General features: G+C 50.1%; 13 protein-coding genes. All 13 read right to left on the bottom strand.

Annotated features, from left to right (window positions below):
• Nucleotides 1–18: 18 nt before the first annotated feature.
• The 13 genes from murD to I8U21_RS06595 all read right to left on the bottom strand — a co-directional run bounded on the left by murD (nt 19) and on the right by I8U21_RS06595 (nt 16711).
• Nucleotides 19–1389, bottom strand: coding sequence for a UDP-N-acetylmuramoyl-L-alanine--D-glutamate ligase (gene murD / locus I8U21_RS06655; RefSeq protein ID WP_198053555.1), 1371 nt, complete (start codon nt 1387–1389; stop codon nt 19–21).
• On the bottom strand, nt 1389–2408 hold the full coding sequence (mraY, locus tag I8U21_RS06650) for a phospho-N-acetylmuramoyl-pentapeptide-transferase (protein ID WP_037994974.1): 1020 nt from the start codon (nt 2406–2408) through the stop codon (nt 1389–1391). Before mraY ends, murD begins: the two co-directional genes overlap by 1 nt.
• Before the next feature lie 10 nt (nt 2409–2418).
• The gene (locus I8U21_RS06645) at nt 2419–3804 is read right to left on the bottom strand and encodes a UDP-N-acetylmuramoyl-tripeptide--D-alanyl-D-alanine ligase (RefSeq protein WP_198053554.1); all 1386 of its coding nucleotides are present in this window, start codon (nt 3802–3804) and stop codon (nt 2419–2421) included.
• Between the two features lie 11 nt (nt 3805–3815).
• Nucleotides 3816–5303: a UDP-N-acetylmuramoyl-L-alanyl-D-glutamate--2,6-diaminopimelate ligase gene (locus I8U21_RS06640; RefSeq protein WP_181730832.1), complete on the bottom strand. Its 1488-nt coding sequence runs from the start codon at nt 5301–5303 to the stop codon at nt 3816–3818.
• 279 nt (nt 5304–5582) lie between these two features.
• Complete coding sequence (locus tag I8U21_RS06635) at nt 5583–7499, bottom strand: stage V sporulation protein D (protein ID WP_181730833.1); 1917 nt, start codon at nt 7497–7499, stop codon at nt 5583–5585.
• Nucleotides 7500–7622: 123 nt separating this feature from the next.
• A complete protein-coding gene (locus I8U21_RS06630; protein WP_198053553.1) occupies nt 7623–9383 on the bottom strand; it encodes a peptidoglycan D,D-transpeptidase FtsI family protein in 1761 nt (586 codons plus the stop codon).
• Nucleotides 9384–9430: 47 nt separating this feature from the next.
• Complete coding sequence (gene ftsL, locus I8U21_RS06625) at nt 9431–9796, bottom strand: cell division protein FtsL (protein ID WP_181730835.1); 366 nt, start codon at nt 9794–9796, stop codon at nt 9431–9433.
• Between the two features lie 37 nt (nt 9797–9833).
• Complete coding sequence (gene rsmH / locus I8U21_RS06620; protein WP_181730836.1) at nt 9834–10772, bottom strand: 16S rRNA (cytosine(1402)-N(4))-methyltransferase RsmH; 939 nt, start codon at nt 10770–10772, stop codon at nt 9834–9836.
• Between the two features lie 10 nt (nt 10773–10782).
• Nucleotides 10783–11214, bottom strand: coding sequence for a division/cell wall cluster transcriptional repressor MraZ (gene mraZ / locus I8U21_RS06615; RefSeq protein ID WP_062843156.1), 432 nt, complete (start codon nt 11212–11214; stop codon nt 10783–10785).
• A 139-nt stretch (nt 11215–11353) separates the two neighbouring features.
• Nucleotides 11354–12613, bottom strand: coding sequence for an adenosylhomocysteinase (locus I8U21_RS06610; RefSeq protein ID WP_181730837.1), 1260 nt, complete (start codon nt 12611–12613; stop codon nt 11354–11356).
• A gap of 76 nt (nt 12614–12689) precedes the next feature.
• Nucleotides 12690–14327 (bottom strand): bacillithiol biosynthesis cysteine-adding enzyme BshC, encoded by a 1638-nt coding sequence (bshC, locus tag I8U21_RS06605; RefSeq protein WP_181730838.1) that lies wholly within the window; start codon nt 14325–14327, stop codon nt 12690–12692.
• A gap of 57 nt (nt 14328–14384) precedes the next feature.
• Nucleotides 14385–15737, bottom strand: coding sequence for an MFS transporter (locus I8U21_RS06600; protein ID WP_181730839.1), 1353 nt, complete (start codon nt 15735–15737; stop codon nt 14385–14387).
• A 50-nt stretch (nt 15738–15787) separates the two neighbouring features.
• On the bottom strand, nt 15788–16711 hold the full coding sequence (locus tag I8U21_RS06595) for a ketopantoate reductase family protein (protein WP_181730840.1): 924 nt from the start codon (nt 16709–16711) through the stop codon (nt 15788–15790).
• Between the last annotated feature and the right edge of the window lie 73 nt (nt 16712–16784).

Genomic DNA, 16784 nt, shown 5'->3' with positions numbered 1-16784 from the left:
GGTAATTTGGGCAAGCTCTTATACTTGAAGATTATGCACGGTCTTCTTAAATATGCTTCCCCTTTCCTCAAAAGAGGTGAACTGGTCCCAGCTTGCACAGGCCGGGGAGAGCAACACCACATCCCCGGGCCGGGCCAGGTCAAATGCCCGTTTCACAGCCGTTTCCAAACCGTCCACGGAATACACATCTTTCAGCCCGGCATCCTTTCCCCGCCGGGTCAGGATCTCTTTGGTTTGGCCATAGGCAATCAACGCTTTCGCCCTTTTTTTAAAAACCGGAATCAACTCTTTGAAGTCAATCCCCCGGTCCAAGCCTCCCCCGATCCAGATGACGGGTTCACGAAAGGATTCCAAGGCTTTGGAAGCCGCTTGCGGATTGGTCGCTTTGGAATCATTGTAAAAACGGACTCCGTTGATCTCAGCCACAAATTCCAAGCGGTGCTCCACCCCGCGAAAGTTTTTCAGCACCTCACGGATGCCAGCCACGCCCGCTCCGGCTGCCAGACTCATCGCGGTGGCCGCCAGCACATTTTCCAGGTTGAATTCACCGCACAGGGCAATGTCATTCACCGGAAGGACCGGTTCCGTTTTGTCCCCGATCCGGGCGGTCACCATGCCCTCACGGACAAACACTCCTTCCGGCACTTCCTCCTTCCGGCTGAACCACCAGACCTGACTTTTGATTTGCCCGGCCGCCTCTTGACACACCGGATGATCCCGGTTCAGGACGGCGATGTCTTCCGGCGTCTGATTTTGAAACAATTTCATTTTGGAAGCAAGATAATCATCCATATTCAAGTGGTAGTCCAAATGCGCCGGATAAACGTTCAAGAGACAAGCGATGTCCGGTTTGAATGTGCGGGTTCCTTTCAACTGAAAGCTGCTGAGCTCCGCGACCAGCCACGCGTTTTTCGGGTTGGAACGGACCGCTTCGGTCAATGCTTGTCCGATGTTTCCGGCCACCTGATTTTGAATTCCGCTTTTGGTCAACATTTCCCCCACCAAGGTCGTGGTGGTGGTTTTCCCGTTGGAACCCGTTATTCCGATGACCGGGGAATCGGAAAGGAGTCCGGCGATCTCCACTTCCGTTATGACGGGGATACCCTTTTCCGAGGCTTGAACCACCGGTTTGGCATGATAGGGAATGCCCGGATTTTTCACCAACCAATCCACTTTCTCATGAATCAAATCATCCGGATGGCTTCCGCAAAGAACCGGGATCCCCAATTCTTCCAATTCTTCTGCTTCGGGACATTGTTCCCGCGGCTTTAAATCATTGACCACCACATTGGCGCCCAACTCATGCAAACATTTGGCAACTGCGACTCCACTGCGGGCCAGCCCCAAAACAACCACCTGGCGACCCGCCCAAATTCCGGTATTTTTCATCACAACCACATCTCCAAAAAGACACCCAAACCGGCGAGAACCAGACCGAAGAACCAGAAGGTGGTCACCACCCGCCACTCGGACCAGCCGCACAATTCAAAGTGGTGGTGTAACGGGCTCATGCGAAACACCCGTTTGCCACGGAATTTAAATGAAGTCACCTGAATCATCACAGACAATGTTTCAATTACAAAAATTCCACCGATAATGGGTAACAATAATTCCGTTTTCGTAATCACGGCCAACGCTGCAATGCCGCCGCCGAGAGCCAATGAACCGGTATCTCCCATAAACACTTTTGCCGGATTGGCATTAAACACCAAGAATCCCAGAAGCGCCCCGACCACGGCCACGGAAAAAATCGTCACCGTCGGGTTGCTTTGCAAAATCCCGATCACGGCATAAGCACCGTACGCACTCACTGCCGTTCCGGCCAACAAGCCATCCAAACCGTCCGTCAGGTTCACGGCATTGGAAGCACCGATCATCATCAACAAGAGAAGAGGCAGATACAACCAATTCAGATGAATGGTCAAATCGGTAAAAGGAATGTCCAAACTGAAAATATAGTTGTTGGGACCGCCTGTCCGTACTTCCAGCAGCACCCAGAAAAGCACCAAACCGATAAACAGCTGACCGAGTAATTTCTGGTTGGCGGTCAGTCCGAGATTCCGTTTCATTACCACTTTAATGTAATCATCCAAAAAGCCGAGAATTCCGTAACCCAATGTCGCAAACACCAAAAAGAACAAGTCCGCGTTAATAATGGCATCGTTGTTGTTCAGCAACGTCAAACTGCTGAGCGGAACGGCCGTCAACACGATCGCGGTGAGGATAATCACTCCGCCCATCGTCGGGGTTCCCGCTTTCTTCAAATGGGCTTGCGGCCCTTCCTCACGGATGCTCTGACCGAATTTCAACCGTTTTAACACCGGAATAATCATCGGTCCCAGGATGACGGCAATACCAAAAGCAACTGCAAGTGGAATTAAAATAAATCGAAATTCTAGATTCCCCATAGTTCTTCCCCTACGCTCCTTCAGTCATATTTTTGACAATCTGATCGAGCCTCGCTGCACGTGAAGCTTTGACTAAGAGGATGGTCTCTGGATGTCCTTCCCGGAGCAATGTTTCGACAGCTTCATCCGGCGTATGGAAATGAACGAGGGCTTGATTGTCATCAGCTTTTGCTTTCATGGCTCCTTCATGAATCCACCGGCCCCGTTCGCCAATCGTATATAAGCGGTGAATGCCTTTTTCCATGGCATACACCCCCAACTCTCTATGATAATGCTCCTCTTGTTCCCCGATTTCAAGCATATCTCCCAGAAGAGCCCATTTCTCTTTTTCCGGCTCAATCTCTGCCAACAAGTCCAATGCCGCTTTCATGGATGTGGGACTGGCATTGTAGGCATCATCGATCAACAACATTCCATTTATTGCCGGTTTCGTCTCCAAACGCATTCCGGTCAGGGTCACATTTGCCAGGCCGCGGACGATCTCCTCTTCCCGAAGCTGAAAATACCGGGCCACCTCGATGGCAAGCATTGCGTTTTTGACATTGTGCCTTCCCAATAACGGCAAGGTGAAACGGGTGCCGGTTTTCCGGGATTGAAAAGAAACACCCTCGGTACCCCTGACCTCAATTTGTTCCGGAGATTCGTCGGAATCCGTTTCCCATCCGGCTTTGATCAACTTTCTGGATTCCTCTTTCAACAAGTTCCGAAGCAACGGTTCATCTCCGTCGATCACCAAAGTCCCTGCCGGGGACAGTCCATCTTTAATTTCCAATTTTGCCCTTGCAATTCCTTCCCGGCTCCCCAAATGTTCGATATGGGACTCGCCGATGTTGGTGATCACCGCGACGTCCGGACGGGCAATCTTCGAAAGGACGGAAATCTCCCCGCGGTGGTTCATTCCCATCTCGATCACCGCAATTTCCGTTTCCTCCGGCATCGATAGCAAGGTTAACGGCACTCCGATATGGTTGTTGAGATTTCCTTTCGTTTTATGCACCGCATATTTTTCTGCCAACAAAGATGCGATGAGATCCTTGGTGGTGGTTTTTCCATTGCTTCCTGTCACTGCAACGACTTTGGCCTGACATTCCGCGCGGTATCCGGCAGCCAGTTGTTGCAATGCTTTCAACGTGTCTTCCACCAGAATGACAGGGAGGTGAAGCTCCGGCAACGGCCGGTCCTGCTGCCACAAGACAGCTGCCGCTCCCTTTTCCCCGGCATCCTTTACAAACTGATGCCCGTCAAAACGTTCACCGACCAGAGGCACATAAAGCTGATTGGCCCGGATGTTCCGCGTATCCGTGGACACCCCGCGCACCAGCCGGTGAAGATCGGCGGGACTTCCCTTCCAGCTTCCGCCGGTTGTTTCCAAAATCCATTGACATGTACGTTGCATTTCATCATTCCTCACTTTGCCCGCATGGATGAAATCGCATCGGCGGCGACTTCCCGGTCATCAAAATGATGGCGTACGCCGTTGATTTCCTGATAGGTTTCATGGCCTTTTCCGGCAATTAAAATCACATCTTCCGGTTTGGCTTTGGCCACCGCTTCATAAATCGCTTCCTTGCGGTTTTCAATCACCAAATAACGGTCTTCGGGATACTGGTCCACCCCGACCAACATATCATCCAAAATCGTGACGGGATTTTCCGTACGAGGGTTATCCGAGGTGAAAATGGCCAAATCACTGTTTTTCACCGCAATCTCCGCCATCAGCGGACGTTTGCTGCGATCGCGGTCCCCGCCGCAACCCACAACGCAAATCACCCGCCCCTTGGCAAATTCGCGAATGGTGGTCAACGCATTTTCCAGACTGTCTGGTGTGTGGGCGTAATCCACAAGAACCGAATAAGGCTGTCCCAAATCCACCGGTTCAAACCGCCCGCTGATTCCTTCCACTTCAGCCAATGCCGTCTGAATCAGTTTAAGGTCCATGCCTTCAATCAGCGCGACGGAAACGGCCGCTAATACATTATATACATTAAATTTGCCGACCAGTCTTGTCTGAATGGGAACTTCCCCGCGAAAGGTTTTTAACGTGAAGGTTGTTCCCGAAGAAGAAAACCGGATATTTTCCGCCGTGACGTCGGCCGGCTGCCCGATGCCGTAGGTAATCACCTGGGCCGGCGTCCGTTGCATGAAATAACCGGAAGCTTTGTCATCCGCGTTTAATACGGCAAACGTATTATCTTCTAAATCTTCCGCATAAGCATTACCCAATTGACTGAACAGCAAACTTTTCGCTTCGCGGTAGTTTTCCATCGTCTCATGGTAATCCAAATGATCTTGCGTCAAATTCGTGAAAACAGCGATCCGAAATTGACAACCTCTGGTTCTTCCCATGTCCAATGCATGTGATGAAACTTCAATGACAGAATACTCACAACCCTCATCTTTCATCATTCGAAACGTCTTTTGCAAATCCGTCACTTCGGGCGTTGTGTTTTTGGTTGCAAACTTTTTCTTTCCGATTTTCGTCTGAATGGTTCCGATCACGCCGGTTAAAGAACCTTTATGTCTGAGAAGCTGTTCAATCAGATAAGTCGTGGTTGTCTTTCCGTTTGTTCCCGTCACTCCAATCAGCTTCAATTCTTTCGTCGGATAGTGGTAGAATTTCGCAGCCACCACGGCCATCGCTCTGCGTGTGTCAGGCACTTGAATCACGGGAATGCCCGGCAAATCAACCGGCTTTTCCACCATGACCGCCGCGGCGCCGTTGGCCACCGCCTGCTCGACGAAACGGTGGGCATCCACCTGCGTCCCTCTCAGAGCAATAAACAAGTCTCCCGGCTGAACCTGACGGGAATCGATTTGGATGCCATGAATTTCGGTCATCAGATCCCCTGTCGTTTTGTGCAACATTAACGGCCGGATTAACTCACATATTCGCATCTTCTTCCTCCTTTTCGACAACAGAAAGACAACAGAAAATGCCAGGGGTATTCCTGGCATGGTCTATTCACATACCCTATTTTAATCTCCTTTCTATCATTTGTCACTTTCCTTGGCAAGTGCGCACTTTCCTCAATTCATCGGATAAACCCCCGAGAATTCAAGGAGTGAGCAAAATCAAGCCACAGAATCCCCACAGAAATGTTTGCATTTTGTTTGCAAATTGTTTGCATTTAAGTAACAAAGAAGCGCCGCTTGGCAATCCGATCCGGTGTTTTTCTATGAATCCCCCAGGTAGATTTTGATGGTCGTTCCTTTTTTGACACGTTGCCCGGGCTTGGGCATTTGATCAATCACCTTTTGTCCTTTTCCATAAACTTGCAGCGGAAAGGAATACAAACTGGAACGAATTTCATCGATGTCCTGATTGACCAGATTGGGCGCCGGGACAATCGGGATCTCTGCCGGCCCGTTTTCCGGCGGAATTTGTTTGGTTCGTTTCGGGATTTTTAAATACCGCAGGCTGTCATCCAAAATGTTGCCGACAATGGGGGCGGCAACCACTCCGCCGAATTGAATTCCCTTGGGATTGTCCACCGCCACATAAACCACCAATTGCGGATCATCCGCCGGCGCAAAGCCGATGAACGAGACAATGTGGTTATTTTGCATGTATCTGCCATCCGGTCCCACTTTTTGCGCGGTTCCGGTCTTTCCTCCCACACGGTATCCATCCACAAACGCTTTCCTTCCCGTCCCCTTCGCCACGACACTCTCCAAGGTTTGCCGGACTTGGGCGGAAGTCGCTTCGGAAATGACTTGCCGTTTCATTTTGGGTTTGATTTCTTCCACCACTTTTCCGGTTTCCGGATCCACCCATGCTTTGGCGACGTGGGGAACCATCAGCTTCCCGCCATTGATCGCGGCCGAAACGGCAGCCACCTGTTGAATCGGGGTCACCGAAACCCCTTGTCCGAATGCCGTGGTTGCCAATTCCACCGGCCCCACCTGACTTTCCTCAAATAAAATTCCGAGTGCTTCGCCATTCAAGTCAATCCCGGTTTTCTCCCCAAACCCGAACTTACGGATATAGGAAAACAATTTCTCTTTTCCCAGCCGCTGTCCCAACGTGACAAATCCCGGGTTGCAGGAGTTTTCCACCACTTCCAAAAATGTCTGATGTCCATGGCCCCCCGATTTCCAACAACGCAACCGGGCACCGCCCACTTTGATGTAACCAGGGTCATGAAAGTGATCCTGTAAATTCATTTTCTTTTCTTCCAGTGCCGCGGCCAACGTGATAATTTTGAACGTCGATCCAGGTTCATACGTTTTCCAAATCGGCAAATTCCGGTTATAAATCAACGGGTCGGTCACCTTGTATTGATCCGGGTGGAAAGTGGGGCGGCTGCTCATCCCCAGAATTTCACCGGTATTGGGGTTCATGGCTATGGCCAAAGCGTTTTCCGGTTGATACTGGGCCATCGCCTGATCCAATTCCCGTTCGATGATGGTTTGAATCTGGTAATCAAGGGTCAGCATCAAGTCCAGACCATCCTGTGGAGGTATAAACCGGTCCACCCCTCCCGGCAATTTATCCCCGCTGGCGGTGGCACTGAACGAAACATATCCCTTTTTACCTTTCAATTTTTCATCATAGATCAATTCCAACCCGGCCAGCCCCTGATTGTCGACCCCGGTAAATCCCAAAAGATGGGCGGCGAAACTGCCATGGGGATAATACCGTTTACTGTCCTCTGCAATGGCAATCCCCGGGAGCCTGAGCCCTTGAATTTGCCGTGCTTTTTCTTCCGAAATTTTTCTCCCCCACGGATGAAGTTTGACAATCAATTGCCGCTGGGTGATTTTTTCATAGATTTTCTCTTCGGGGGCCTGGAGAATGCGGGCCAATTGCTTGGCTGTTTTGGCCGGATCTTTGATTTGGGCCGGAATCGCCATGACGGAAGGGGAGCTGATGTTGTATGCCAGTTTTTTTTGATTCCGGTCCAATATTTTTCCCCGTTTCGGTTCAAAAGGGATATTCCGGCTCCACAGGTCTTTGGCTTTTTCCGCCAGTTCCCCGCCGGCAATCAATTGGACGTAAGCAAGCCGTGCAATCAAAACCATAAATACAAATATGGAAATCAAAAACAAAGAAAACAATCGTTTGCGAACGGTGATTTGTTGGCCGTGCATCTTCCCCTTCCTCTCCTTCCCGTCTCTTACTCTAAAACTATGAAATCCGCGGAAAAAAAATGACACGGCCTGTCTTCTTCCATAAAAAAAGCCCCGCTTTTAAAAGTGGGGCTTTCCATCCCTTTATTTAATCGTCTCGGCGAATTTGTCATTCGGTTGCACTTGTCTGATTTGCAGCGATTTTTTCATGATCTCCCTGGCGATCGGAGCGGCCACCGTTCCCCCGGTGGCATTTTGGGACGATGACGGCTCATCAATGGCGACATAGACGACCACTTCCGGTTTGTCATACGGGGCAAAACCGACAAAGGAAACAATATATTGGTCCTCCATGTATCCTCCGTCCGGATCCGGTTTTTGTGCCGTCCCCGTTTTTCCGGCCACGCCATAGCCCGGTAAATCGGCTTCGACACCGGTTCCGTTTTGTACCACCCCACGCAATAACTCCCGGACTTGTTTTGCCGTGGATTCTTTCACGATCCGACGGCTTTCGGGTTGAAAAGATTTCACTTCTTTTTTCAACCCCGGTTCCCATATCGATTTCATGATATGGGGGGTCTTCCAGACACCGCCGTTGGCAATGGCGCTCACGGCTGCAACTTGCTGGATCGGCGTGACCGAAATCCCTTGTCCGAATGAGGTGGTGGCCAATTCCGTGGCATACAGGTTCCGTCCGAAAAAGTATCCCCTTCCCTCTGCCGGCAGATCGATTCCGGTTTTTTTGCCGTATTGCTCCGTAATATTTCCAAAGCCAAACCGGTTGATATAATCCGTTAATTTTTGCGCCCCCAACTTTTGCCCCAAAATGACAAAAGCGACATTGCTGGACAGTTTGATTCCGTCCCGAAACGTGATGTTTCCCCATCCGCTTCCGTTCCAGTCATGAATCACCCGGTCATCCACCCGGATCGAACCCGACGGATACGTTTGATCCGGATTGAAAATGCCTTCTTCAATCGCCGCGGCCAAAGTCACAATCTTAAAGGTGGAGCCCGGTTCAAACTGGCTTTGCACGGCCCGGTTGATGCTGTTTTCGTCACTCAGGGTCTCGGCATACCGGTTCGGGTCAAAAGTCGGGCGGGATGCCATGGCCAGAATTTCCCCGGTTTTGGGATCGGCGACAATCGCCGTTCCCCCTTTGGCCTCATGGGTTTTGATCGCTTCATCCAACTCCAGTTCCACTTGATGTTGGATACGCGAATCAATGGTCAGGACAAGATCTTTCCCGTGCTGCGGAGGCTGGTTTTTTTCCGGCTGATCCGTGACCATCACACCATTTCTGGCTTTCAGGTATTTGATGTAACCTTCTTTTCCCCTGAGCCATGGATCGTAATATTCTTCGATGCCGCCAACGGCTGTGTCATCATACCGCAAAAATCCCAAAACATGGGCGGCCATGGTTCCGTTATACTGCCTCATGAAAGTGGGAAAAGCATAAATGCCTTGGATAAGCCCGTCCTTTTTTAAGGATTCCACCTGATTGAGTGTCTCTTTTGGATACTTGTATTTCCCATTGTATCGGAGTTCCACAGAGTCTGAATCCTTCGACAGCAGTTTGACCAGCTCGTCTTCTTTTATTTTCAACACCGGTGCCAGATACTTTGCAGTTTTTTCAGGATCTTTCACCTGCCGGGTGTCTGCGACAAAGTAATAAGCGTCCACTTCCCATGCCAATTGCTGCTGCTTGGTCCGGTCATAAACAGTGCCTCGTTTGGGACGAAGAGCATCTTCTTTGATCCATGTTTCTTTGGCCGCCGCGAGCAATTTGTTATGGTCCACCGCTTGCAGCCAAAACAATCTTCCAATCACAATGATGAATCCCACGATCCAAACGAGCCCGATCAGAAGAGAACGCCGTTTGCTCTTCTTAAACATCGAACCCATATCAAGCCTCTCCCATCTCTCTGACAAATATCGTGTTTATTTCGGCATCAGGGGCTGGTTGAAGGTAAGTATTTTGGTGCTGTCAGCTCTAACCCTTTCTGTTCAGCAAATTTGCGAATACGCTCCACACTTCTTAATTTGTTGGCTTCTGTTTCCAATTGGAGATTCTCTTTTTCCACCTTTTCGATTTCCAATTCCGTATTTTGAATCGCCACATTTAACTCCGACACTTTGGCATAACGCGACAAAACCAGAACAGCCAAAGCAACGCACAAAACAACGCTGAACAGGTAAAGCAGTCTTTCACCGGTCGGAAACGCTTTGAAAGGGGCCGGCTTTTTTTGCTTCCGCTCCCCTCTGTAAGGTTTATGGAGCTGTTTTGCAGCCGAACCATGAAAACGATCCGCTCTCATATATAAATCCTCCTTACACTACCTGCTTCTTTCATGTTTATATTTTTTCCGCGACCCTCAATTTTGCGGACCGGGCCCGCTGGTTTCTCTCTATCTCTTCCGGACCCGGCAGGACGGGTTTTTTGGTAATCATCTTCAATTCCGGTTTTCTGCCGCACGTGCAGACCGGAAAATCAGGAGGACAAATGCATCCCCGGGATTGTTCCTTGAAAAACTGTTTGCAAATCCGGTCTTCCAGAGAATGAAAAGTGATCACACTGATGCGCCCTTCAGGGCGGAGCAATTTCACACTTTCTTTCAGCGCCTCTTGAAAAGCGTTTAATTCATCATTGACGGCAATCCGGATCGCCTGAAACGAACGACGTGCCGGATGAGGACCCTTTCTGCGTGCAGGCGCGGGAATCGCCCGCTTGATCACGTCCACCAGCTCCAACGTGGTTCGAATCGGCGCTTTCTTTCTCGTTTGGACAATTTCTCTGGCAATTCGCCGGGAAAATTTTTCTTCGCCATATTCAAACAAGATTCGCGACAATTCTTCCTCCGGCCATTCATTCACAACATGAAAGGCGCTTAACTCCTGTGACTGATTCATCCGCATGTCGAGCGGAGCTTCCTGGTGATAACTGAAGCCCCGTTCACCCTGATCGAGCTGGGGGGATGAAACACCCAGATCAAACAACAAGCCGTCGACCTTTTCATAACCTAGTTCATTCACAACTTCCCTGACATGTCGAAAGTTGGTGTTTATCAAATGCAAGTTGCATGAGTGTTCTTTTAATTTATTTTTGGCATGATCCAATGCTTGCTTGTCCTGGTCTAATCCGATAAGGGTTCCTGATGGAGACAGTTGCTCGGCGATCAACTGACTGTGTCCCCCTCCGCCCAGCGTACAATCCACATAGATGCCATCCGATTTGATACAAAGTCCATGGACTGCTTCTTCTCTTAATACCGTTTCATGTTTAAACACTTTCATTCATCCTTTGCTACAAATCCAGATCAATCAAGCTTTCTGCAATTTCATTAAAAGATTCTTCGGAGTTACAGTAATACTCTTCCCATTGTTCTTTGCACCAAATCTCAACACGGGTGGAGACACCGATGATCACACACTCTTTTTTCAAACGAGCATATTCCCGTAAATGGGGAGCAATATGGATTCTGCCTTGTTTGTCAAATTCCACTTCGCTTGCTCCAGAAAAAAAGAAGCGCGTAAATTTACGTGCATCCGCTTTGGTAAAAGGAAGAGCTTTTAATTTTTGTTCCAGTTGCGTCCATTCAGAAGGAGGATATGCAAACAAACAGCGGTCCAAGCCACGGGTGATCACAAAAGAAGATCCCAATGATTCCCTAAACTTCGCAGGGATGATCAATCTCCCTTTATCATCGATATTATGCCTGAATTCACCCATGAACATACCGCTTTCCTCCCCCCTGGCCTCCCTTCCTCACCACTTTTCACCACTCTCCACCACACTGGTAATTATACCACACGGAATATAAAAAATCCTGCACTCAATGTGCAGGATTCAACCGTATATTTCCTTTCATCTCAAATCAATCCAGCTGCCAGCTTGCCAAGTATTTTTCCTGTTCTTCCGTCAAGCGGTCGATCGCCACCCCATTGGCTTCCAGGAAATAACGGGCCACTTGCTCATCGATTTGATAAGGCACATCCAACACTTTCGGGCCCAATTCGCCATGATGTTCATGCACAAACAGCAGGGAGAGCGCCTGCAGGGCAAAAGTCATATCCATGATTTCAGCCGGATGCCCGTCTCCCGCAGCCAGATTCACCAGACGCCCTTCGGCCAACAGGTAAAGTTTCCGTCCGTCAGCCATCTCATACTCCGCGATGTCTTTTCTCACCACGCGTTGTTTCACGGCTGCTTTTTCCAGCTGTTCCACGTCGATTTCGACGTTGAAGTGTCCGGCATTGGCCATGATGGCTCCGTTTTTCATCACTTCGAAATGCTCACCCGCAATGACTCCTTTATTCCCGGTGGTGGTGATGAAGAAGTCGCCGTACCGGGCCGCTTCCTTGATCGGCATCACTTCAAAGCCGTCCATGTATGCTTCCGTTGCTTTGATGGCATCCACTTCGGTGACGATCACTTTCGCCCCCAAACCTTTGGCGCGCATGGCAACCCCCCGTCCGCACCATCCATAGCCGACAACAACCACGGTTTTCCCGGCGACGACCAGGTTGGTTGTGCGGTTGATTCCGTCCCAAACAGATTGACCGGTTCCGTACCGGTTGTCAAACAAGTATTTGGAATGCGCATCATTGACCGCCACCATCGGGAATTTTAATGTCCCCTCTTTTTCCAGCGAGCGCAAACGCAAAATCCCGGTGGTGGTTTCTTCGCATCCGCCCAGGACATTTTCCATCAGATCCGGACGTTCGGAGTGCAAAATGCTGACCAGGTCCCCGCCGTCATCAATGATCAAATCCGGTTTCGTTTCAAGCGTTTTGATCAAATGGTCTTTATATTCTTCCGGAGACGGGTTGTATTTGGCAAACACCGTCACGCCCGAAGCAGCCAGCGCAGCGGCAATGTCATCCTGGGTGGAAAGCGGGTTGCTTCCGGTAATGGCCACTTCCGCTCCGGCATCCCGGATCAATTCAGCCAGGCAAGCCGTTTTTGCCTCCAAATGCAGGGAAATCGCCACTTTTTTTCCGGCAAGCGGCTTTTCCGCGCTCAACCGTTCCCGCAACCGGCTCAGCACCGGCATATGATCCCAGGCCCAATCCATTTTCAGGCGGCCTTGCGGAGCCAGGTTCATATCACGGACAATGCTGTTTTCTGCTGACATATAAATCCCCCTATTCCTATATGTAAATCCGATAATCGTGGTTATTATACACGATTATCTTCCAAAAGGAAAAAGACTAAATCAACAAGACATGGACGGAACCATCCAGCCGCACTTCCGAAGAAGGCGCCCGCAGCAAAAAGTCAACCCAATCCATCCCGTGTTCATTCCATGCCCATATCATATTGTAAACCCTTTCCTGGGGTTTGTCGTTCGGATAAATTCCGTGAATCAGTTCGTCCCATTTCCGTAACGATGCGCGATGTTTCTCTTCCAGGCTTTTTTTGGCAAACCGGTGCAAGTAATCGATTTGCGCTTTGATTTTTTCTTCATTTTTTTTCCCGATTTCTTTCATATTCATGCCGATGGTTTGGTGCAAATAACCAACCAGCTGCCCGTGATGCCCGAGAATGACATCCACCGCTTCCTGAAACCGGTCGGTCAGATCGGGAGGTTGTTGCTCGTCGATCCACTTCATTTTTTTCTGTTTCAAGTGTTCCAGTTCCTCAAGCCCCAAAGCAAACTCATCCATCCGTTTTTCCAATGCCTTGTCCATCAGCGTGACAAACATGCGCGGAATTACAACCGGCATTTTCAGGCCGAGTTCGTAAAACGCCTCTTTCAACAGGGACCAATACGCGATTTCACCCGGGCCGGCCACGAAGTAAAGGGTGGGGAACAAGGCTTCCTGCATGAGGGGACGGGTGATCACATTATTGCTGAACAAAGCGGGTTCTTGTTCGACCAATGACAACAATTCATCTTCCGACCACTTTTTCAGGCCGTCTTTGGTGGTCCACTGCCCCCCTTTTTGAAACAGGAGCTGCCGCTCGCCATCGATTTGGATGAACAAATTCCCCTGATCTTCTTTTAAATCGACCGGAACTTCCAGTCCCCTGCCAATCAGCCGGCCGGAAGCGTTCTGCACCGCCCGGGCAATCGCCCGGCTTTGCCGGATCATGCGTTTAAGAACCGGCACCTCCAGCCGGCGCAAATTTTCGTCATGGGAATCCACCAACAACAATCCGTACGGGCCAAAAAAGTGATTCAACACTTTGGCAAACAAGCGGGTCCATGACCGTGTGCCCATTCCCCACTTTTTGCACTGTGCCAGCCATTCTTCTTTGTAAGGACGGTCCGGCAGAATCCCGGCCAATTGATCCAGCCAGTCCCGGTACTGTTTTTCATCCAGCCTGCGTCGGGAAATGGGGATTTTCCGCTGGTCTTTCACTTCAAGCCGGTGTTTCACCGGTTCTTTGTCACCGTTTTGCACCCATACATGGTTCACTTCTTCCAAATCATGGTCCTCACCGGCAATCCAAAAAACGGGAATCACCGGTTTTCCCAGTTGTTTCTCTGCTTGTTTTGCCAACCGGACAATGGTGATGGCTTTATAAAAAGTATATAACGGTCCGCCCAATAAACCGGCCTGTTGGCCGCCAATCACAACCATGCTGTCCTCTTCGGCCAACCGGTTCAAATTTCGCTCCACTTCGTGATGCACCAAATCCGGCTGATGGTAAGACCGGAGCACCCTGACCAATTCCTGGCGCGAAACGGCCGGTTTCGATATTTTCAAATCGCGGGCACGTTCGTAAATGCTTTCTTCCCGCCAAGGATGATACTGATAAAACGAACCGGCAAATTCCCGGTCGTGAAGAAATTCATCAAATATACTGGATTTCTTGGTCATTGCTATCTTTTGTAACCTCATATATAACTCCTCTTTAAAAGAAAAGTCTGATGCTCCACCGTTACAAAGTATATCACTTCAATTATTATAGTGGCTAACTTTTTTTGTCCCCAAAAACAGGCTAAACAAAAATCCCAGAAAAGAAACTCCTGCAACAAACAAAAAGATGCGCACCTCTGCACTGATGAGCACACCGGGTTCAAACAAGCGGGCCGCGGTCACAAATCCCAGCGCTCCCCCGGCCGCCCTGAACATGCCTGCCGCCATCAATCCCGAACGGATCCGGCGGGGCGACACCCATTTGAACATATACCGGTGAACGGGATCGGCCACTGCAAAGCTCAGGCACCATCCCAAAAGACAAACCGCCAGAAGCATCCACCGGCTGTCCGGGATCCAGATCATGCCCGCACTCGTGACGGCCGAAAGCAAAAAAGCCGTGTAAGCCAGACGGTGCACATACACCGGATTGGACAAAAACCCGATGACGGGCAGCGCCATCATTGCACCAATCACAATGAAACTCAAACAGACCGCCGAGCCGTATGTCCCGGTATCATACTGCCGGGCAAACCAAAAAGGAAGCAAGGTCAGAATCGTCCACAAAAACCCTTGCAAAGTGACCTGTATATATAAAATCCACAGACGCCAATTGGCAAACAGATGCGGTTCGAAAAACGGATAGCTCCCCTGGCGTTCAACCATCAACAGAGGAACCACCATTCCGATGGCCACAATCCAAAGCGGCAATACTTCTTTGTGCAAGACCGCGGAGATCCCTCCGGAAAAATCGGTGCTGGTGACGGCCATCATCAAAAACAAGACGATCAGCCCGAAAAAAACGATGGATTCGCCGCCGACTCCTTTGCGGTTCGGCTGATCAACGATTTTCCACGTTTGGGAAATCAACAGCACCAAAAAAGCAAACAAAATATGCAAAATAAAAACCGATTTCCAGCCCAAGGCGTCAGCCAGCCCGGCGGATGCCAGGGGAACCAGACACCATGCGGCTGCAAAGGCCAGCATGATCAAATAGCGTTGGCCTTTGGGCATTTTGCCGAGTTTGCGCCGGCATTGCGAGGAGACAAACGGCACCATGCCGCCGGTTCCGATGGCCTGAATGACACGGCCGCACATGAACCACACCCACTCCACGGCCAATCCGGCGAGAAAGGTTCCCAGCACAAAGAAAGTGAGAGCCGTCCACAATACTTCCATTTTCCCTTTGGAAGCCGCCCAGTTATCCATCATGGGCAAAGAAAAAGCAAAAAAAGCCAAATGGAGTGAAACGGCCCACACCGCCCAATTCATCGACAAATGGTACTCCCGGATGATCAAAGATAAAACGGGCACCACCGTCAACAAATCGAACATGCTGAAAACCAAGTTGATGATATACGTATCAAATGACAACAATTTGGGACGAGACAAACCAATCCCCCCACAGTACTCCTGATCCATGATCGTCTTCAGTCTTCACATTATAGCATGAACTTTTCTTTCTCCCGAATCCGGCCGGTCCACAGTTGATTGACGGGCAACTTTTTGTGGTGTTTTGCCCCCAACCGGACAATCGCCCCGTTTAAATAATCGATTTCCGTCGGCCGGTGGTGTTTCACATCCTGCAGCATGGAAGAAAGATTGGCGGAAGTGCGCCGGCAAACCTCATGAATTTGTTCCCACATCTGCCGGTACGGAAGCGAAATCCCTTCCAGAGACGCCACTTCCGCCACTTCCGTTAAAATCTCCTCTTTTTCCGCATCATATTTGGGGTTTAACAACGCACCGTTTCGGATTTCATACCAGGCGGTCATCGGATTGATCACACAATTGACGGCCAACTTCCCCCACAGCCTTTGCCGGATGTCTTCATCGTATTGAAGGAGGTCTTTTCCCGCTGCTTCCAGCAAAGCCTTGAGTGCCGGAGACGTTTTTTTACCCGCATCGGGATAAGAGCCGATCCAGCTCTCCCCTTTTCCCGTATGCCTCACATGATTGCCGTTTTTCAATGCGCCTTCCGTCGTTACCGCCAAATAAGTTTCGCAACAAGAAGACAACTGTTCCAACCACTGTTGGTGGCCCCATCCGTTTTGAAAAAACAACACCTGTGTTTCCGGATGTATCACATTTTTCAACAGGGGAATGACCGATGGCAAATGGTGTTGTTTCACCATCACCAAGATGACATCGAAGGGGGGTTCTTCCTTGATCGAACCGGCCGGCCGCGCCTTTACCCGGATGTTCCGCCGGTCGCCCGCCAACGTTGTCAAGGTGATTCCCGTCCGGTTCACTTGCCGGGCCTGACCTTCGGTACGGGTGACCAACAAAAACGGACCGGTCCGGGGGGCAAGGCGTGCAGACCATAACAATCCCAGCGCTCCGCCTCCCCATACTGCTATTCTCACCGTTTCATCCCTCACTTTGGCTAAAAAAAGAGAGCCATTGGGATCATGGCTCGTAAATGTCTTCGTTTCTATC

It is taken from the genome of Thermoactinomyces sp. CICC 23799 (genome assembly GCF_016055145.1).
Classification (GTDB): domain Bacteria; phylum Bacillota; class Bacilli; order Thermoactinomycetales; family Thermoactinomycetaceae; genus Thermoactinomyces; species Thermoactinomyces intermedius.
Note: the sequence above shows the minus strand (reverse complement) of the source record. Positions and strands in the feature narration are given on the sequence as shown.